Genomic DNA, 20,762 nt, shown 5'->3' with positions numbered 1-20,762 from the left:
CATTAACTTTACCCTAACTTTCTGTAAATACAGTCCTAACAAAACCTAGAGAGATAACTCCTTATATTCTTTCGGACTTTTACCAAAATACTTCTTAAAAGAGCGTCCAAAATATTTCGGATCATTGTAACCACACTCAAAACTGATTTCCGAAATGTTCAATTTCTTTGTTTTAAGCAACATTTCTGCTTTCTGAAGTCGAAGTGACATTAGAATATCTGACGGAGATTGATTTAAAGCTTCTTTAAACAATCGATAGCATTTTACTCTCGAAATTCCCAATTCATCTGCTAGCAATTCTACATTAAATAAAGGATTCTGCAATTGCTTTCTAATAATTTCTAAAGCCCTTTTCAAAAGTTTTTCATTTGCAGTAATATGTTCATTGTCCTCTGTTAAGATTTCAAATATTTTCTGCTGAATTTTATATTCTCGTACCGGTTCTTGATTCTGGTCGATCAAGCTGTCTATTTTTTTCTTTATGAATGAAGCGCGAGCAGGAAGTTTAATATGCGTATCAATGCCTAATTCTAGCAATTGTTCATCAAGTTCGTAATTAATATCTTCAGAAATATAAATCAGTGGAATTTTTACATTCGTATTTTCTTTATTTGATTTTAAAAAGTGAAGCAATTCTTTGGAGAATTCTGCCTGATAAAAAACGATGGCCGAAATTTCACTGTGTTTAATTACGGCGTTTAGATTATAAACCGAATTTTCAAACATTAAGTTATAATTTTCGCTTTCCAAAACCTGATTTGCAGCAGGATTATTATATTCGTCACTAAAAACCAAAAGACATTTTTTATCTTCAGAAAATTGCTCCTGAGAATTGAAATTTTTCCACGAAATAGTTTCTTTTAAACTTAAATCTTCTTCTACAGCTTGTATCGGAATACGCAAAACTGCCTTGAAATGCTCTTCTGATGAATACAGCACTTCTCCTTCCAAATCTTGCAATAAAATCTGCAATGCTCTAAAATACGGACTGTAATGTGAAATATTGTACCAGTTGTTTTTTAAAATAACACTATCAGAAGTGGTTTTGATTTCTAGGCAATTTTTTTCATAGCCAATCGTAATTTTCAAAGTGCTGTCCTTATCTGAATATTTGCTTAAATCATTAAAAAAATATTGAAGCGAGAGTTTTAAACGAAGTAAATCTACAGCCGCGAAATGATCTTGATTCGTTATTTCGCAATTGAAATTCACTTGATTTATTTGAAGGTCTTTTTTTAATTTTTCGACATTATTCTTTAATACTGGAAACAAATTAGTCGCAGTCTTTTTTAAAGGTCCAAGTTCTTTTACATGTTCCAGATAATTCCATTCGGATATCAAATTGACCAATTTTCCAGACTGAAGCGTTAAGTCTTTATGCGCTTCCGTATCTTTTTTGAATGAACTTGAAATTTTAATTATTTGTGAAATGGGTTCTTGAAATTCAGCCAGCATGAACGTTTTAAATTTCTCGATTTCAAAATTTTCGTTTTTTAAATTGCTGTGCAGAATCAAGAGTTTTTCTTTCTGCTCTACTATTTTCTTATTCTTCTGATCCAGTTCATTGTTAATCTCTTCCAGATTTTTTTTCTGATTTTCAATAACTGTCGTTCGCGCTTTTACGAGATCTTCCAGATACTTTTGCTGAGAAAGAACCGCTTTGTTTTTAATGTACATTGCGATTACGCAGACAACAAGCACAAAACCAATTAAGAAAACATAAAACAATCCCGATTCATAAAACGCTGCACCAATTTGAAGTTCAAAAAAGACAGGTTCAACAGTTCCATTTTTTCCTTGTTTTATTAAAAACCGATGCTTTCCAGACGATAAATCGGTATACTCAATTTTATTGTTTGCAGGCAACAAAACCCAGTCGTCATCTTCTCCTTCTAGTTTGTAATAGATATTCGCTTTTTTATTTCTTGGAAATAAAATTGCTATTACTTCTATTTCCAATTCATTATTGCTAAAACTCTTTTCAATGGTTTTCAGATAATTTTCGTTTCCATCTATTTTCAGTTTTATTTTGGCTTGGGCATTATCACAATAAATGGTACTCGGATTAAAATAATTCAGTCCGCCAACTCCTCCAAAAAACATATTTCCTTTAGAATCCTGATAATAAGCACCTTCAGAAAATTCGGGAGCCTGCCATCCATACGACGGATTATAAGAATCAACATTGTAGCTTTTTTTATGAATAGAAGCAATTCCTTTTGTAGTGCTGATCCAAATTTTGTCGCCATTGTCAATAAGCCCATAAACCATGTGGCTCGGAAGTCCGTCATTCTCAGTAAAATTTTTTATCAGCCCCTTTTTTTTATTAAAAATACTCACACCGCCAAGAGAAGCGATCCAGTAATTATCGGTTTGCTTGTCAACAAAAACAGAATAAATGCTATTGCCTAAAATTCCATCTTTTGCAGTAATATTTCTTAAAGTACCTGTATTTAAATCAAAAACAATTACTCCACTGTTTTCTGTTGCCAGTATAAGATTCTGATTGTTTTTTCTAACACATCTGATGTGGTATTTATTTAGCAACTCCTGCCCTTTAAATTTTTCAAATTTTCCTGACAGCAAATTAAATTTTGCAAGTCCTCCCCAGCAACCCATCCAAATCTGTTTGTTCTGGTCTTCGCACATCGAGTAACATCTAGCAATAGATAAACCTGGAATACCGCTATTCTCATAACTTGTATAGCTATTGTCTTTAATTCGCAAAATGCCTTTGTACGTTCCTGCCCAAACCGATCCATCACTTGCGGTAAACAAACTTCTAATGCGCTCCCAATCTGGAGCAGATGCCGCCTGAGCAATTTTGAATTTTTCGAAAAAACCATTTCCTTCATTAAGATAGTAAAGACCTCTTGTGTAGAATCCGAGCCAGATTTTGCCTTTGGCGTCTTTGGTAACCGCTCTGATGGTTTCGGCTGGCAGATTAGGCTGTTTGACAGGATGCGGCGCGATCAAGTTTATTTTTTCAGAACCGGTATAAGCCATGCTTAAACCTCCATCTTTTAACCCCAGCCAAATATTTCCGAAATCATCTTCATGAAGTGCTTCTATTTCATTGCTTTTAAAAGAATACGGCGAATATAAATCGGAAGTAAAATGCTTTATATTTTCTTCGGAGTCATTTGTAATGATATAAATTCCATTTTCGCGCGTAGCAAACCAAATATTACCCTCTTTATCTTTTAAAATATCGTTGATGGTCAGTTTCGGATATTTTCTTAGCAGTATATTTTTAAGATTGGTAAAATCGGTTGATCTTACTTTGTTATAAGCAATTACAGAAAAAGAGTTGTTTTTAAATTCGTAATAACCATCCTTGGTCTGAACTACTATATTTCCTTTTTCAGACAAATGAATATCTTTTGGGATACTTTTAAATTTGAAATTTCTAAACTCGTGTTGTCCTAAATACTGATTGATATGCCCTTCTTTTGTAATGAGCCAAATAGTACCAGCAGCATCTTTTTCTAATTTGGTAACGTAGTTGCTAGAAATCGTTTTATCGTTATTTTGGTCGTTTTTATAAATCTTAAAATTGTAACCATCAAAGTAGTTTAGACCATCCCAAGTAGCAATCCATAAGCCTCCGTTGCTGTCATTTTCTACATCATTTACCGAGTTGTTGGACAACCCTTGATTGGTTGTAAAATTTTCGAACTTAATCTGCTGTCCAAAGGCGAATACATTAAAAATAAAGAAGAAAAATAAAGACCTGATCATTGTGAAGTAATTTAACCTACAAGTATACAATCGCAACGTAAATCGAATATAAAGCTTAGGTTAAGTTAAAAAGATGGTCGTAAGTATATCTGTAACCTTTTATTTGTTATTTTAGTTTTTATAAACCAACTTTTAAAAATTACCTCAAATAGAACAAATGAATCTGGATTTTTATCAGCCAAAGAATAAAATTTTAAAAAAATATATTGAAGGATATTACTTTATTTCAAAAGACAAAAATTCAGGACCTGTACAATACCTTACTTTCCCAAATAATTTCTGCATCTTGACTACCAATGAAGATTTAGATGTCGAAATACAAAACAATGAAGTTACCATAAAGTCATCGCCAGACAAAAATATAATGACATGTGTAGTTTCTCGTTATACCAAACCTATAAAAATACATTACAAAGAGCTTATAAATGAAGTTACCATCTACTTTAAGCCATTAGGAATAAGCCACTTTTTATCAGATTCGAAAAGTATTTTTTCTGAAGGAACTATTTTGGATTTTACTTTCATGCCTGATTTCAATACCAAAATGATTGAAATTTTCGGTTTAGCCAAAGACAAACAAAGTCAGGAGCTTGAAGATTATTTGCTTTCTAAATTACAAATCAAAGATTTAGCATTAATTGAAAAAATACTTGCCGATATTGAAACTGACGAAAAGATTGAAGAAATTGCCCTTAAACATCAGATGAGCAGGCAATATTTGAATAAAATCTTCACCAAACATATTGGCAAATCGCCTTCAGAATATCGAAAAATACACCGCTTCAGAAATTCCATTCTCAAACAGAAACAAAGCAAGAATTTTTCTGAATTATCTCAGTACGATTTTTATGACCAGTCTCACTTTATTCGAAATTTTAAAGAACTCACAAACCGAAACCCGCATATATTTTTTAAAAACATAGATACAGAAAAAGAAAATATTTGGCTTTTTGTCTAAATGGTTTCCATTTGTACAATTCTGCAATTTTGGGATCATATACTTTTACCAAGTTCGAAATTACGTAAAACCAAAAAATCCCAATAAATATGAACTGGCAAAAAATCCATCTTTTTTTACACACCTTTTGCAGATATACTCTGGCTACCATTATCATCATGTATGCTTACGGCAAACTATTAAAAACCCAATTTGTATCGCAGCCAAGCGTTTACGATATGCCAATTGGCTCTCTAGATGGTTTTCGTCTCACTTGGTATTATTATGGTTACTGCTACTGGTACCCGATTGTCATTGCTAGTACACAAATTTTAAGTGCCGTTTTACTCTTTTTTAGAAAAACGACTAGAATCGGGATTGTCCTTTTCCTCACTTTTATGGTCAATATTCTGCTAACCGATTTTGCTTATGATATTAATGCAAAAGAAGTTGCGATAACCTTAACTTTAATGGCGCTGTTTGTATTCTTTTCTGATTATAAAGTTTTTCTAAAATATTTTTTAGAAGAACCTCCATTGTACCAAAACAGTGACAGACCAAAATGGGTAAATAAAATTAGCGTGATCAAATTTATTTATATTCCTGCCGTTTTCATTGGTTTCTTTGTCATGTTCAATACTTTGAAAAATGAATATATGAAAGAGGACAAATTTTACGGAACTTGGGAAAATCTTCAAACTAAGGAAAGATTACATTTTGAGGATCTAAATAGTTTTCAAATTAATAAAACCGATCAGCAAAAAAGCATCGTAAATGGAGAATATTCGTTTACAAAAGATTCTTTAACTTTAAAATCAGGCGACGATAACAAGAAAGACTATTTAAAAGGAAAATACAAATTGCACAAAGCTGACTTAATTATTACAACCAAAACCGATAATTTAAAACTTATAAGAATTAGATAAATAATCTTTTGCCATATAACTAAAAAGCCAGAAATAGTTCTGGCTTTTTAGTTTTTTAGAATAAATTGAAATCATTATTTCTGAGGGATAATCGTCCAAGAATCAAATTTGCAATCGTGTTTGTATCCTAGCTCGCACATTTCCGTAACCCATTGACTTAATGACTCATGCATCATCTTAATCTCTGTAGTTTTTCCAGAAATTACAAATAAATTTTTATCCTGTTGTGCGGCTTCATAATTTACAATGTAACTCTTGCTATGCAATTCTTTTTTCAATTCCTGTGCTTTTTCAAGCGTGTCCGAATTAAAAAAATAATCAATTTTCAATTCATCTTCTTCTTCGACTGCAGCATCTCTCAAACTCACAAGTGACTCAGTCGCAAGTCGCAAATGTCTTAAAAGATTGGTGTCAAAATCATTTTCAGAAACTAGACGCTTCTGTTTTTTAGGCTTCAAAAAACTTAAAATTTCCATTATATGGTTTGTTATTTAGATTACTTGTTTTGGCAGTTCTGATGTTATGCTTTCTCCATTTCTTTAGTTAGCGAACTCAGATATTCAGTTGGAGTATTGGTGGTAATTTCTTTAAAATATCGATTAAAAGACGATTTTGAATTAAAGCCAGCTTCATAAGCCACTTCCAGAATATTGACGTTTTTGTTATGCTTGGATAACTGGTTCAATTTGTCTTTTACATATTGAATTCTATATTCATTTACAAACGTATAGAATGGCTTATTTACAAAATGGTTCAAGGTTTCGCTTACGTGATATTTCTTCTGATTCGTAAGCTGAGAAAGTTTGTCAATTGTGAGTTCGCTGTCTGTAAAGTGCTTTTCTGACTCCATAGCAGCTTCGAGCTTCAATAATATTTTGAACATTTCTTTTTCACGAAGCACTTCTTTTCTCTTTTGTGCTGCCGGACGTTCTTTTTTCGAAATCACTATCGTATTAGATAACGGCGGCGTTTTAAATAAGCTTAAAGCATCGGTTTGAACTTCAGATGGTGCTGTAATTTCTGCAACCGCAAAGTTTACTTCTTGAAATATAATTTCTTCTTGAATAGGATCTTCAGAAGGCTCAATAGAAACGGTGTATTTATGAGTGATGATTCTGATCACAATACAAATTAGTAAAGCATAGACAACGCTTCGGCTGATGTAACTTAAAGAAAATGCATTAGGTAAAAAGATGGTTAGAAAGGAACCAATGCAACCAATTAAAAGAAAAAGCGCAGCAACCTGTATAATTAGGTTTCTTTCCATGCAGTTTGGTGATAGTTTTTTCACCGCTGTATAGATTATAAAACACGAGAAAATAATATCTGACGAAAGCAAAACGTACAGCGTTACCGTATTATACCAATATAAAAACTGATGTGCTTTTGGAGATCCTGCCGCTAAAACACAAATCGTAGAAAAATAAGCAATAGCACCAAGTATTAAAGGTATAAACAAATACCATCTTGAAGAAGGAATAAATTCGGGATTAAGCGTTTTCCGCAAATACAGATACAACAGCGGAATATAAGAAAAACCGATAAAGGTATTCAGCATATTCAGCACTTGCTGATCTTCTATAAAATTAAAAATGTAAAATTTAATCGAAAGATGAAGTCCGATACAAATTACTAATGAAATCAGTAAATCATCAGCATGGGTTCTGTATCTGCTTCTCAAAAGTAAAACTACGGCTAGCAAAGCCTGAAATATTCCTATAGCAATTATATATTTCATCTGAAATCTTTGTGCTAAAGTACTTTCACGGAGTTAACTAAATGTTTACAAATTGCAAAAAAATCAGTTCGTAACAATTTAATAACAATCTTAAATCCCTTTAAAAACAAGCTTTTAAATAAAAAATAAAAAATTGAGACGACTGTTAAGTACTTATAAATCTACAGGGTCGCGACAAAGTATATTTCGTAACAAATTTGCCAAAAAAAACACAACCATGTTACTGAAAAACTCTTGCAAATTTAAACTCAATCAAAAGCAGGTATTCAAAAAAATACTTTTTACCCTGCTGCTTACAACAGGCGCTTTACTGTCTGGAAATGCTCAGACCATTAAAGGAATCGTTACCAGCGATACCGGCACATTACCGACTGCGAATATTACTGGAAAAAGTTTTCAAAATTCTACCATATCAGATATTCAAGGTGCTTTTACCTTGACTGCACCACTGATTGGCGAAGTCACAATCGAAATTAGCTATATCGGTTTTGAAACAAAATCAATTACTTTAAACTTAGTAAAAGGAATCAATGATATTGGTTTAATCCAAATGTCGCCAGACGGTTCAAGCACATTAAAAGAAATTGTGGTGTCTGGAACAATGGCTCCTTCTCAGGCAAAAGCGTATAGCATTAAAAAGAATTCGCTCGCGATTATGGACGTTATGGCTGCCGATGCCATTGGTAAATTACCAGACCGTAACGCTGCCGAAGCGGTACAGCGTATGCAGGGTGTTGCCGTGGCGAGATATCACGGTGAGGCCGATCAGGCTACGGTAAGAGGAACTCCTTTTGCTTGGACTTCTACTCTATTTAACGGAAATCGCCTGCCAAGTTCGAATGTTATGGGGAACCGTTCGTCTGTATTGGATGCAGTTCCATCAGAAATGATTCAATATGTTCAAGTTGCCAAAGCTATTACACCAGATATGGAAGGCGATGCAATTGGAGGATCGATTAACTTTATTACTCGTACTGCACCTTCAAAACGTACCTTAAACGTAAGTGCTGCGGGAGGTTACAATACTTTTAGCGAAAATGGAACGTATAATGGTTCTATTACTTACGGCGATCGTTTCTTCAACAATAAATTAGGTGTAATTGTTTCTGGAGCGATCTGGAGCAGACAATGGGGATCTGATGAGTTTGCCGCAACTTACAATACCGGTGCAGCGACCGAACAGCAGAAAAGATCTTTAAATACCGTTCTTTTTAAACGTTATATGGGAGAACGCGAAACTAAAGGATTAAATGTGGGTGCAGAATACAAAATTACACCTGCCGACAAAATATTCTTTAGAGGAATGGCGAATAAGTTTGACGATATACGCCCAGTATATGAATCTTATATTGATTATACAAATTCTCGTTTTCAATACAATTACAGATATTCTCATTACCAAACGGCGCTTAACGGATTTGAAGTTGGCGGTGAACATCAAATGAGCGAAAAATTCAAACTGGATTGGAGTTACAGCAATCATAAATCAGATTATTATTTGGATACGCCTCCTACTTCTGTAAACAAAGGTCTTCCAATTGCTACTTTCCGCCAGAAAATTACAGGTGGTTTCAATGATCTTTCAAGCGATGGAAAACGTTATTGGGGCTTTGATTCTCCAAACGGTGTTGGAGGAACGGTTGACAATTTTGAAACTGGAATTGCAAATCCAAATGAAGTGATGGATCCTTCAAAATTATTGCTAAACCAATTGGTAATTGCACAATTAAACAACAGCGAAAGAGATCAAATCGGACAAATCAATTTAAAGGTTGAAGCTAGCTCTAAAGTAAATCTGAAGTTTGGTGCAAAATACCGCCATAAAGACAGAACCAATACTTACGGATCAAATTATGTGTACTTGCCAGCTGCTGCGGTTGGAATTCCAAATTCACCAGCTTTGGTCCCGTTATCGAATCTGCAGACAACTAGTTTCCCAAGCGGAAGCAAATTCTTTGGAAACATGAATGGAGATTTTAGCCAATTCATCGTAAATCCGTTAACTAAAGATCAGTTGTTTGCTATGTTCGGACAGCCTTTTCAAACGGCTAACGGCATAATGGATTTTACTTCTAAAACGAATGCAACTGCTTTTTATACGGGCGACGAAAGTGTAATTGCAAGTTATGCGATGGCTGAAATAGATGCTTCAGAAAATTTTAAAATAATTGGAGGTATTCGAAATGAATATACCGATATGACATTAAACGGAACAAAAGCTACTACAGAAGGAACTCCAGCTGTTGTAACCTTAAGTCCGTCAAAGGTTGAAAATGATTATAACGCGTTTCTTCCGATGTTGCATTTAAAATATAAATTGAGCGATAAATCTAATCTTCGTGCCGCTTATACACGCTCATTTGTACGTCCGAATTTTGGAGATATGACACCAGGAAGTTCGACCAATACCACTTCTTCACCAATGACGATTACACAAGGGAATCCTGATCTGAAACCAACATTCAGCAACAATTTTGATTTGATGGGAGAATACTTCTTCGACAATGTTGGACTACTTTCTGGAGGCGCTTTCTATAAAAATATTACTGACGTTGTTTTTACAGATGTAAGCATGCAGAATATTGACGGTGAAGATTACTTAGTAACTCAGGCAAAAAACCTAAACAAAGCTACTTTATTTGGTTTTGAAGCAGGAATCAACAAAAGATTCGATTTCCTTAACGGATTCTGGAGTGGCTTTGGAGTAGAGTTCAACTATACTTTTATCGACTCTAAAACGGAAGTGCCAAGAATTACCGCAACTGGTGTTGAAAATGATAAAACAGGACTGCCAAACCAATCTAAAAACTTATTTAATGCGATTCTTTTTTACGAAAGAAATGGTTTAATGGTGCGTCTTGCAGGTAATTACCGCGGAAATTCTGTAGAAAGCATCAATCAGCAATTAGGCCCAGATTATTACATCTGGACAGATTCTAATTTTACCGTTGACGCCTCTGCAACCTACAGCATCACTAAAAGACTGAAAGTTTTTCTTGAGCTGAACAACTTAACCGATTCTCCTGTAAAAATGTATATGGGTAAAGAAAAACGCCGTGTTACTTCTCAAGAATGGTACGGAAGCCGTGGTCAGGCAGGACTTAGATATGATATTTTCTAAAAACAATAAACACAAATAAATTCAACAAAATGAAAAAAGCAATAATCACAATGGCAGTTTTGGCACCGCTAGTTGCCTCTGCTCAACTTACAGATAGCATTAAAAGATTAGTCCCTGTAAAAGGAACCGTAAATTTTAGAGATGTAGGCGGTTACAAAACTATGGATGGAAAGCAGGTTGCGTGGGGAAAAGTGTATAGAAGCGCAGGAATTGATAAATTGACAGATACCGATTTAGCAATATTAGACAAGAAAAAAATTCACACTGTAATTGATTTTCGAGGTGTTGCCGAAGCTAAAGCAGCTCCAGATCACTTACCAAAAAATACAGATTATACTTTAAGTCCAGCAGGAAGTGACAGTCTTCCAAATCCGGCGCAAATGGTTAAGTTTTTGAAAGAAGGCAACTTTCTGGAAAAATTCTATGGCGTTGACGCTGTAAAATATAGTGGCGACAGATTCCGTCCTCTATTTGTAAAACTTTTAACTGCTGATAAAAAAGAAGCTGTAATGTACCATTGCACAGGAGGACGCGACCGTACGGGAATGGCAACTGCTTTATTCTTGTATATTTTGCAGGTTCCTCAAGAAACAATCGAAGCCGATTATGTTGCTTCTAATGTTTATTTGAAACCAATGAATAAAAAAATGTTAGCACCTTTAGCTAAAATGAGCGGTATGACAGAACAGGAAGTTGAGAATTCAATGTCATTGAAACCAGAACTTATCCGTGCCTTTTTTAATGGTTTAAAAAACCAATACGGAAGCATTGAAAATTTCCTTCAGCAGGAAATGGGTATTGGAACAAAAGAAATTGCCCTATTAAGAAAAAAATATACTGTGTAGTTGTTTCGTGTTTTATTTCAAAGAAAAAGCTGTCCAATTTGGACAGCTTTTCGCTTATAGAGAAAGTTGCTTATTCTTTTTCAGAGACAAAAACATACAGTTTCTGTACTTTTCCATTTTCGATCACAAACAAATCCATACCGCTAACAACCGCTGGTTTCGATTTTGAACCAAATTGCCAATACAAGCGAATTATATTATGATTCGTTTCCATTGATTTGGCTGTAAATTTAAAATCAGGATTTTTGGTCTGAAGTTCTACAATAAATTTACTGATATCATTAATTCCTTCAGCAATAAAATGACGATCAACCATTTCTACATCTGCTGCGTAAACTTGATTTAATAAAACCTTACGTTTTGCTTCGTCTTTTTCATTCCAGATTTTTAGGTGATTTTTTACTATTGCCGTATTCTTTTTAGCATCAAAATCATCTGCTGTAACTTTTTTTACTGCTGTATCTTTTGGCGACCATAAAACCGTTTTCGGATTTGATTTTTGATAGCCTTTTCCGTTTGGATACGAAACCAGTTCCATTTTTGATCCCCAAGGTGTTTCAAAATATACCCAAGATTCTCCAGCTGTATCTCCCGACGGCATTGTAAATGGTTCGCCCAATACTTTTACGCCTTTGCTTTTTAAATATTGCACCGCTGCATGAATATCATTTACGTAAAAAGCAATATGCGATGCGCCGATATCATCGGTATTTGGCTGTGTTTTGCTTCCTTTGTTATCTGCATATTCAAATACTTCAATGCTTGCTCCGTTTCCTGCATTTATCATTTTTATCGTAACTGCTCCCGTTTTCGGATTGATATGATTTAATTCTTTCCAAGCATCATCTAGCGGAATTGGTCCTAATTGTGTTACAGGTTTAAACCCGAGTACATCATCAAAAAATGGTATCGCTTTATTGAGGTCTGGAACATTAATTCCTATATGATCGATTCCCACTATTCCTGCATTATTTTGAGCCACAGTCTTTTCAGAAGCAGAAAAAAGAATTAATAAGTTAAGCATTGCTGCTGCTGAAGTCTGTACTTTTTTATTTGATTTTTTATGAGTTGTTTTCATGATTATTGTAAATGTTTGAATAAATTATCTAATGTTTTATTGTTGATATTCTAACACATAGAAACATAGCTTATGCAAGCTTAAAAAGGCATTTCATTTGCATAAACAAACATAGCTATGTGTGAGAAACGAGTTTCTTTTCATCTTCTTTTCAGATAAAGAAAAAACTATGCTTCTATGTGTTAAAAATTAAATTTTGTCTAATTATTTAATGTTTCAGAAAATTAATTAGTGTAAGCGGCTAGCCATTTAGCTTTGATATTGGCACGAGCTTCAATAAATTCTTTATCAGTTCCTTGAGCGATGGCATCTAATGGAAAACGCAACGGTCTCTCTCCTTTTTTCATGTTTACCAATTCTAAAATACCATCTGCAATAGTCTGTGGATTCATATCAAACTGAGCCATTTTACCAAATAAAGCTGTTCCTAAAGCATTGAATTTGTCTGTTGCTGCTTCTCCGTATTCGGCGATAATTTCTGCTTTATCGGCATGAATACCCGCTTTTGATCCGTTATTCATTTCTGTTGGATAAACTCCCGGCTGAATACTTACGTTTTCAATTCCGTACTCTGCCAATTCATCTTGCAATCCTTCTGTAAAACTTTCTACCACCAATTTTGATGCGATATACGGAATCATAAAAGGCAATGTGTGTCCGCTTGCTCCTGTTGTAATATTAATGACAAGGCCACTTTTTTCTTTTCTCATAGAAGGAAGAACTGCCTGATACATACGAAGAACGCTATAAACGTTTACGTCGAACATTTTACGAACCTGATCAACAGAATAGCCTTCAAGCAGACCAAAACCGCTTACTGCCGCGTTATTGATCAGAACATCAATTTTTCCGTATTTAGTGATTACTTTTTCGATTGCAACCTTAACTGATGCATCTTCTGTAATATCAATATCTACAACTTCAATATTTCCTATTGCTCCTAATTCTTTTGCAGCAGCGGCATTTTTATCGTTTGTGTTGCGCATTCCTGCAATTACTGAATGTCCTGCATTTGCTAATGTTATAGCGGTAAGTTTTCCAAAGCCTGTACTTGTTCCTGTAATAAAAATTGTTTTTGACATGATTTCTAATATTTTAAATGTTTATAATGTTTGTTTCTTTTGAACATTACAAAGTTGCGCAGAATGCAAAACCTGCACATTGATTAGAAATAAGTAAAAACTTGATCTAGATCAAGAGTTTGAAACGGGCATAAAAAAAGGAGCTTTTAAAGCTCCTGATATGGTTTATTTTTTTGCGGTCTGTTTTCGAATACGGCTTAGCGTTTCTGGTGTCATGCCCAAATAAGAGGCAATCATAGTCTGCGGAATTCTTAAAGCAAAGCCTGGATATTTATTGACAAAATTTAAATACTTTTCTTCGGCTGTTAAAGTGAGTGAAGCCTGAATTCTATTCTGAGCCGCTATAAAACTTCTTTGCAAAATAGTATTGACCATGTTATTAAAGGCTGGAATTTCTCTGCAAAGCATTTCAAAATTTTCATGAGTAAAAAGTACAAGCTCTGTATCTTCGATAGCATCAATATTAAATCGAGACGGCTGCTGCATCATTAAGCTCTCACGATCTCCTGTCCACCAATTTTCTATACTGAAACTATTAACATGTTCGCCTCCTTTTTCATCCACTGTATAAGTCCTTACACAGCCTTGGGTAATGAATGCGTCATATTTCCAGATATCACCTTCCTGTAGAAGATACTGTCTTTTTCGAAGTTTTTTTATAATGGCAAATGACCGAATACGCTCAGATTCTTCCTGAGTTAGCTCAGTTTTATCTTCAAGATACTTTTGGAATATTTCATACATAGCATGTAAAATTATATAAAAGCCATCTGATGAACAAATTTTTCAGTATCGAGCTAAGTAATCCATAATCAAAAAAATTACAATATAATACTATGCTGTGGCACTGGCAGTACTGGAAGATTTGTTTCTCCAAGCATCTCTTTAAGATCGATTTCTATAATTTTTGAAATCTGCGAAATAGGAACATCATTCGCATTTCCTTCAAATGGATTTTCGGTGCTTTCTCCCACTTGCCCGAGCGAAGTATACATCCAAGAAATAATAACACTGAATGGAATCACTAGCCAAACCATATTTCCCTGCATGATGCCAGTTATACTTTCGTTCATTTTATCAAATTCTCTTAATAAGCCAAAAGGCAAGAGAAAACAGAAAAGACGAACAAGCAAAGTATTTATAATGGCATATTGTCTTGGATAAGGAGAATCTTTCAACTGCTCGCTTCTCCCTTGATGGGTGTAAAAGTCTTTTATGGCTCTTTGGAATTCTAAAAACTGAATCAAAACAATTTCTTCTGAGTCCAAAAGCTTTTTCAGCGTTTTGCTTTGCAATGCCATAATTTGCACCGCTTTATTTTTAGTTCCTAAAACATATTCTAAATCAGCTGGAGATAGATATTTTGAAAGCTCTTCTCCAAGACTAGTTTCATTTTCTGGAACGCTATAATAAAATTCCTGATATTCTGCATTGTGTTTTTTCTGGCTCGCTTCCCAAACGCGGTAGGAACGCATTTCGTAGCGCAGTGCAGTAAGCCAAGCAAAATGACGATAAATTAGTGTTTTTGCCTCTTCAGAATTATTTATAAAATCTCGGCACATTACTCCCCATGTTCGGCTTGTATTTAATATAAAAGTCCAAATTTGCTGTGCTTCTACGGTTCTATTATACGTTTGGGTATTTTTAAAACCAACAATAAACGCCGTTGCCGTTCCGAGTAATGCTACAACCGTCCAAGAAATTGCAAGCCATTTTACAGCAAAAACTTCATATAAAAGAACTGGAATGCTACTCAATAAAAGCAAAATATAAATGCTCTTTCTAGTCCAGAAAATAAACTCCGAAAGTTTATATGATTTACCTATATACATGGTGTGTTTTTTAAAATTAAAATCAAAAAAAGCATGTCTTTGGGGGCGCAGACATGCTTTTACGGAAATTAAGCTACAGGAACAGACATTCGAACCTCAACGATTGCTCCGTACTGAATAATCGGACATGCTTCTGCAATTTTAACGGCTTCATCATAATCATTTGATCGGATTAAAAATAAACCGCCAATTGATTCTTTTCCATGTCCAAAAGGTCCAGATGTAATATGATTTCCCATTTTGGTATGTTTAATCACTCTTCCGTCTAGATCCCAACGTTTTGGCGGAGCTACCAATTTATCTTGAGCTGCAATTCCTGCAATCCAATCCTGATACGGTTTTATGGCATCTTTCATTTGTTCTGGTGTTGGGACTGGTTTTTCGCTAGTGAAATCTCTGTGGATCACTACTAAAAATTCTTGCATAATACTTGTATTTAAGGATTTATAAATCGTTTTATATTTAAAAAATAGATGCGTAATCTTCTTCTTCGTTCTCGTCAAACGGCTGTTCTTTCATGTGAACTGTTTCGTCCAGTAATTCGCATCCATCGGTTAAATCGTGATGATGCAGATTTAGCTCACCTTCTTCTTCATTACTATGAATCTGAGTTTTGGTTAAACCCAATATTCTAAAAATATTAACTAGTTTCATGATGTTCTTTTTTAATTAGTTCCTTCAAATTCTTTATTCTATACCGGCTTAATCACTTTTCGAGTTTTCCCTTTTACTTCGATAAAGCCCATTTTCCCATTTTCAAAATTTGCTACAGCTTGAGATAAAGCCAATTCTGATTCCATTACCAAAGCGCCTTTAGAAAAGAAAGGTTCATTTAGCGGTTCTCCAGAAATAAACAGCAATTCGCTATTGGTAATTCCGATAAATTTGAGAGGCTCTTCAAGATCTGATCCTGCCATAGAAATAACCATTCCTTCCTCCAATTCTGTAGTGGCTTGATTGGTTATAAAATCAAAAAAACCTTCGACTGCCAAAACTGTTCCCGACCATTGTGCCGGAAGCTGATGCGAAAATTCTTTTCCTGCCTTTAAAAAAACATGGAGAACGGTTAATAAATCTGGCGTTTCAACTTTATTTTCTGTATTTCCAGTTTTTCCGCAAACCACTCTTACGCGTAGACCTTCCTCTTTGATTTCGGGAATTTGCGCTTTATCAATAAATAAGCTTTTAGGATCGTTTTGTTTTTTTGCTGCTGGACTATTTACAAACAACTGTAAACCTTCAACATTGGTACCTTCAGTAACGGGAAATTCAGAATGAACGATTCCTTTTCCTGCATAAGACCAATTCAGACTTCCTGGAGTTATAACCGTATTATTCCCTTTTGAATCTAAACTTTGAAAAGGAGCCGAATTCTCAAAAACATAATGCAGTACCGACATTCCTGCGTGTGGCTGCGGACCGTAGACATCATGAGTCAATTCAAAATGATCAAATCCGATAATCGGATTCATTAGTCCGTCAAAATCATTGCTTCTTGCTTTTCTGGCAAAAAACTGTTCATCTCCCTGTACTTCTGGAGTGACCACTGCTGAGAGTTTTAACTTGTTCATATTATTATTTTTATGGTTAGAAAACACCGTTGCCCATTGATTTGCCGTGTTGTTGATCAGTTTTCGTAAAATAATTTACGCTGACGTAGGGCACAAGAATACACGAACGGGTGGAAAGTGTACGCCCATTACAACCGCCTCGACAAACTGCCTACCCGTCATCTTCGTTTCAACGGGCATCGAAGCTTTTATAGTTTTTTAGAATTTAGATTAGGCTCTTTGAGGACGGTTTGGAAACCATTCTTCAAAAGTGATAGTTCCTAGTTTTGCGGTTGTTGCAGGAACCAAAGTAAGTTCTTCAAGAGGAGAACCAAAGTATAATGCTTTTTCATCTGAAATCACTTCTAGCGGATCATTTGTTTTGGTCAAATAAGTCTGTAAAAGTTCTGAAAGTTTAAAACGTTCCGGTCCACCGATTTCAATAATATCGTTAATCGGATTGGCAAGTGATAATTCTACAACCATAGAAGCCACATCTTCAGAAGCTATCGGCTGGATTTTGGCTGGAGAAATTACAACACTTCCTCCTTCGTGAGCAGATGCAGCAATTCCGCCAAGGAATTCCATAAATTGAGTAGAATGAATAATCGTAAACGGAACTCCCGCTTTTCTGATTAAATTTTCCTGAGCTTGTTTGGCTCTAAAATAACCGCTTTCCTGCAAACGGTCTGTACCTACCACAGAAAGTGCAATATGATGTTTTACTCCCGCATTGATTTCTGCCGCTAAAAGGTTTCTTCCAGAAGTTTCAAAGAATTCTAACACTTCTTTGTCTGCAAATGATGGCGAGTTAGCCAAATCAATTACGATATCTGTTCCGTTTACCGCTTCTGCAAGTCCTTCGCCCGTAATAGTATTAATTCCTGTTGATGGCGCCGCTGCAATTACATTGTGTCCCTGATCGCGAAGTTTGTTTACTACTTTTGATCCGATTAATCCTGTTCCTCCGATTACTAAAATTTTCATGATATTGATTTTTTAAATTGTGATAAAATTGATTTTCGTTTTCGATTAGTAATAGCCAAGATGCGTGCCATTCATATAAATACCTAAAAAACAATTAGTTACATTAAAATCAATATTTCAAAATTCACTTCCTAAAGGGAAATCACTTTGACATTCACTTTATTTAGTGAAAATTTTAAAAATAAAAATGCTCAATACTGAATTAGTAATGAGCATTTATGATGAAAAATATTTTTATTCCTAAAAGTAATCTGCTTTTGTAATGAGCAGTTTTTTCATTTTAGAATGAAGTGTGTTTCCTGGAATATCCAATACTTCTGCTGCACCGCCAGCTCCAGAAATCTTGCCTTTGCATCGTTTTAAAGCACTTATAATAAACAGACGTTCCATTTCTTCTAGTGATTTACTGAAAATATTTTCGTCAGCATCATTGCTTTTATCTGCTTTTCTCGGAATATAAACTTCTCTTAAAACATTGTCTTCCGCCATTAATACACTACGTTCTATTAAGTGTTCGAGCTCTCTTACATTTCCTGGCCATAAATAACTCTGCAACTGCTGCAGTGCTTTTGGCGCAATGCGATTTATATTTTTGCGGCTGTTTTTACTGTATTTAGTGACAAAGAAATTGGCGAGCGGTTCTACGTCTTCCATTCTATCACGAAGTGCAGGTAAATAAATAGGAAATACATTCAATCGGTAAAAAAGATCCGATCGAAAACGGCCGGCAGCAACCTCATCTTCCAGATTTCGGTTTGTGGCGGCAATAATTCTCACATCCACTTTTATGGTATCTTTTCCTCCCACGCGTTCCAGTTCTTTTTCCTGAATGACACGCAAAAGTTTAACCTGTGCTTCTAGAGGCATTTCTCCTATTTCATCTAAAAATAAAGTACTGTTGTTGGCGAGTTCAAATTTTCCGATTCTTCTTTCTGTTGCTCCTGTAAATGCGCCTTTTTCGTGTCCGAACAATTCGCTTTCGATTAAACTGGCTGGCATTGCTGCACAATTTACCTTAATCATTAATTTGTCTTTTCTTAAAGATGCGTTATGAATGGCGCGCGCAATTAATTCTTTTCCTGTTCCCGTTTCTCCCAATATCAAAACTGTCGAATTGGAATCGGCAACTAAAGACATCAAATGATAAACTTTCTGCATCTGCACTCCGCTGCCTATGATTTCAGAAAAATTATAAATGTTTTTAATCTGTTCTTTCAAATAGACATTTTCATGTTCTAACTGCTGTTTGTAAAGCAGTAATTTTTCATTGGCCTGTATATTCGCAATAGCGACAGAAATTTGAGAGCAAAGTCCCTTCAAAATAAACGGATTCAATTTGTCTGCCAAAAGCCACATCGTCCCCACTCGCAAAGTGCCAACTTTTAATAAAGCGCCATAAGCATTTTTAAATCCAACTTTTTTCCATAATTGGGCAAAATCAGAATTGGTATTTCTAAGTTCTTCCTCTACATTAAAAATAACAGTGCCGTCGCTTTTTATTACCTGAGCAGTATAAGGTTCTTTTATATTGAGTTTTATGGCAGCCATTTTGTCAAAATCAATTTCTGCTTTTACAAATAAAGATCTGTCAAACATGTAGGAAGTTAAGCCGTAATCATCGTCATCAAAAACTTTTAGCATAGCCAGTTTGGTATCTAGAAGATCACGAAGCACGTTAATTATGGCGTTTTCTAAGTCTTCTTTGGTGCGCACTCCCGCAATTTCATTACTAAAATGCAAAAGCACTGCCTGTTCGTTGTTTTTGCTTTCTAATAATTCATTGGCAATAATATTTGACATTGCGGTAGAAATTTGAAAACAGATTCCCTGAAGCAGTGAGATGTTAATTTCTTCAATTGCCAGCCATAACATTCCCAATACGATTTCGCCATTTCGAAGAGCAATGCCGACCATTCTTTGAAATCCCAAATTTTTCCAGAACAAAAGATAAGGTGCATCAATTCCTCTGTCAATTTCAATATCTACATTAAAAAGCAAAGGAATATAACTATCTAAAACCCGATTTTGCAAACCGTCGTTTACAGGAAATTTGGATGCTAATAATTCCTGCAAAATTGGATTATCATCTATGGTTAGGCTTTCATCATAAATATAAGTGCTGAGCGAATTGCCGTCTTCATTCAGTTTGCGTATGACATACCCCTGAAGCGGATTTATTTGTTTTAAGGCTGTACGAACCGCAACTGCTAAATCTTGTTTGGTTCTTACTTCTGAAATATCATTGCTAAAATCTAGCAGAAATGATTTTTCCTGCTCTTTTTTCTGCAGTTCTTCATTTTTAATAATATTAGAAACAGCAATAGAAAGCTGAGGTGCAATTCCTTTTATTATATTCCGAAATTCTGGAGTAAAACTGCCAGGCTTATCGGTATAAAGGTGAACAAATCCCAAAGGCTGGTCTTCATTCCACAATGTCGTCATTAAAGTTTCTCTCACACCTCCATCGTAATTTACCTGCAAAAAACGAGGACTTTGGGGTTTATCTTTAACTTCTTCTACTATAAAAGAAATCGGTTCATCGGCAGCGAGAACCGATTTAATAAAAGGTTCGTTGAGTGTAAAATGTGTTTTTTGAAGCTTCGCGTATGATTCTTTGTCTAATATCGCATCTGCATCGCGATCCAGTAAAAATCCAGCATACGTTTTATCTTTATGATCTATAAGTGTAATGGTTGTATGTGTAAAATAAAAAAGCCCTTTTAACCTTTTAGAAAAAAGCAAAATCAGATCTTTCTTTTCCCTGACTTTAGTAATATCTTTCCCTAAATCTAATAAAACAACACTTTCATGCTCGACAGCAATCTGTGATGAGTTATTAGAACTAGATTTTTTATTTGCTGAAGGGGACTTCGTTTTTTCGTTCTTCATTTTACAGACAATTTACAAGTCATAATTATCCGTTAA

General features: G+C 34.8%; 16 protein-coding genes. 4 read left to right on the top strand and 12 right to left on the bottom strand.

Features of this window, described 5'->3' with window-relative positions:
- Nucleotides 1-45: 45 nt before the first annotated feature.
- The gene (locus ACWA1F_RS13485; RefSeq protein ID WP_456894342.1) at nt 46-3,741 is read right to left on the bottom strand and encodes a two-component regulator propeller domain-containing protein; all 3,696 of its coding nucleotides are present in this window, start codon (nt 3,739-3,741) and stop codon (nt 46-48) included.
- A 157-nt stretch (nt 3,742-3,898) separates the two neighbouring features.
- On the opposite strand from ACWA1F_RS13485, the gene ACWA1F_RS13480 reads away from it, so the two are divergent.
- Together ACWA1F_RS13480 and ACWA1F_RS13475 are read left to right on the top strand one after the other, a co-directional pair.
- Nucleotides 3,899-4,699: a helix-turn-helix domain-containing protein gene (locus ACWA1F_RS13480; protein ID WP_456894340.1), complete on the top strand. Its 801-nt coding sequence runs from the start codon at nt 3,899-3,901 to the stop codon at nt 4,697-4,699.
- Nucleotides 4,700-4,788: 89 nt separating this feature from the next.
- Nucleotides 4,789-5,604 carry a hypothetical protein gene (locus tag ACWA1F_RS13475; RefSeq protein WP_456894338.1) on the top strand — a complete coding sequence of 272 codons (816 nt, stop codon included), beginning with the start codon at nt 4,789-4,791 and terminating at the stop codon, nt 5,602-5,604.
- 74 nt (nt 5,605-5,678) lie between these two features.
- Here the strand turns inward: ACWA1F_RS13475 and ACWA1F_RS13470 are convergent, their stop codons facing one another.
- Nucleotides 5,679-6,080 carry a ribonuclease E inhibitor RraB gene (locus ACWA1F_RS13470; protein ID WP_456894337.1) on the bottom strand — a complete coding sequence of 134 codons (402 nt, stop codon included), beginning with the start codon at nt 6,078-6,080 and terminating at the stop codon, nt 5,679-5,681.
- A 44-nt stretch (nt 6,081-6,124) separates the two neighbouring features.
- On the bottom strand, nt 6,125-7,342 hold the full coding sequence (locus tag ACWA1F_RS13465; protein ID WP_456894335.1) for a helix-turn-helix domain-containing protein: 1,218 nt from the start codon (nt 7,340-7,342) through the stop codon (nt 6,125-6,127).
- A gap of 217 nt (nt 7,343-7,559) precedes the next feature.
- Between ACWA1F_RS13465 and ACWA1F_RS13460 the strand changes: the two genes are divergently transcribed.
- Both ACWA1F_RS13460 and ACWA1F_RS13455 read left to right on the top strand, forming a co-directional pair.
- Nucleotides 7,560-10,463, top strand: coding sequence for a TonB-dependent receptor (locus ACWA1F_RS13460; protein WP_456894333.1), 2,904 nt, complete (start codon nt 7,560-7,562; stop codon nt 10,461-10,463).
- Nucleotides 10,464-10,492: 29 nt separating this feature from the next.
- The gene (locus tag ACWA1F_RS13455; RefSeq protein ID WP_306160363.1) at nt 10,493-11,308 is read left to right on the top strand and encodes a tyrosine-protein phosphatase; all 816 of its coding nucleotides are present in this window, start codon (nt 10,493-10,495) and stop codon (nt 11,306-11,308) included.
- Nucleotides 11,309-11,378: 70 nt separating this feature from the next.
- Here ACWA1F_RS13455 and ACWA1F_RS13450 read toward each other — a convergent pair whose 3' ends face one another.
- The 9 genes from ACWA1F_RS13450 to ACWA1F_RS13410 all read right to left on the bottom strand — a co-directional run bounded on the left by ACWA1F_RS13450 (nt 11,379) and on the right by ACWA1F_RS13410 (nt 20,726).
- Nucleotides 11,379-12,386 (bottom strand): VOC family protein, encoded by a 1,008-nt coding sequence (locus ACWA1F_RS13450; RefSeq protein WP_456894330.1) that lies wholly within the window; start codon nt 12,384-12,386, stop codon nt 11,379-11,381.
- Nucleotides 12,387-12,610: 224 nt separating this feature from the next.
- Nucleotides 12,611-13,468 (bottom strand): SDR family oxidoreductase, encoded by an 858-nt coding sequence (locus tag ACWA1F_RS13445; protein ID WP_456894328.1) that lies wholly within the window; start codon nt 13,466-13,468, stop codon nt 12,611-12,613.
- A gap of 165 nt (nt 13,469-13,633) precedes the next feature.
- The gene (locus ACWA1F_RS13440) at nt 13,634-14,212 is read right to left on the bottom strand and encodes a Crp/Fnr family transcriptional regulator (protein WP_456894326.1); all 579 of its coding nucleotides are present in this window, start codon (nt 14,210-14,212) and stop codon (nt 13,634-13,636) included.
- A 77-nt stretch (nt 14,213-14,289) separates the two neighbouring features.
- Nucleotides 14,290-15,300: a bestrophin family protein gene (locus tag ACWA1F_RS13435; protein WP_456894324.1), complete on the bottom strand. Its 1,011-nt coding sequence runs from the start codon at nt 15,298-15,300 to the stop codon at nt 14,290-14,292.
- Between the two features lie 68 nt (nt 15,301-15,368).
- Nucleotides 15,369-15,725 (bottom strand): YciI family protein, encoded by a 357-nt coding sequence (locus tag ACWA1F_RS13430; protein ID WP_456894322.1) that lies wholly within the window; start codon nt 15,723-15,725, stop codon nt 15,369-15,371.
- A 37-nt stretch (nt 15,726-15,762) separates the two neighbouring features.
- A complete protein-coding gene (locus ACWA1F_RS13425; RefSeq protein WP_306160374.1) occupies nt 15,763-15,954 on the bottom strand; it encodes a hypothetical protein in 192 nt (63 codons plus the stop codon).
- 38 nt (nt 15,955-15,992) lie between these two features.
- Nucleotides 15,993-16,871, bottom strand: coding sequence for a pirin family protein (locus ACWA1F_RS13420; protein WP_456894320.1), 879 nt, complete (start codon nt 16,869-16,871; stop codon nt 15,993-15,995).
- 210 nt (nt 16,872-17,081) lie between these two features.
- A complete protein-coding gene (locus ACWA1F_RS13415) occupies nt 17,082-17,837 on the bottom strand; it encodes an SDR family oxidoreductase (protein ID WP_456894318.1) in 756 nt (251 codons plus the stop codon).
- A 240-nt stretch (nt 17,838-18,077) separates the two neighbouring features.
- Nucleotides 18,078-20,726, bottom strand: coding sequence for a sigma-54-dependent Fis family transcriptional regulator (locus ACWA1F_RS13410; RefSeq protein ID WP_456894316.1), 2,649 nt, complete (start codon nt 20,724-20,726; stop codon nt 18,078-18,080).
- Nucleotides 20,727-20,762 lie beyond the last annotated feature (36 nt).

Source organism: Flavobacterium erigeronis (assembly GCF_054075165.1).
The sequence above is the reverse complement of the archived record's forward strand: the minus strand, read 5'-3'. Positions and strand labels throughout refer to the sequence as shown.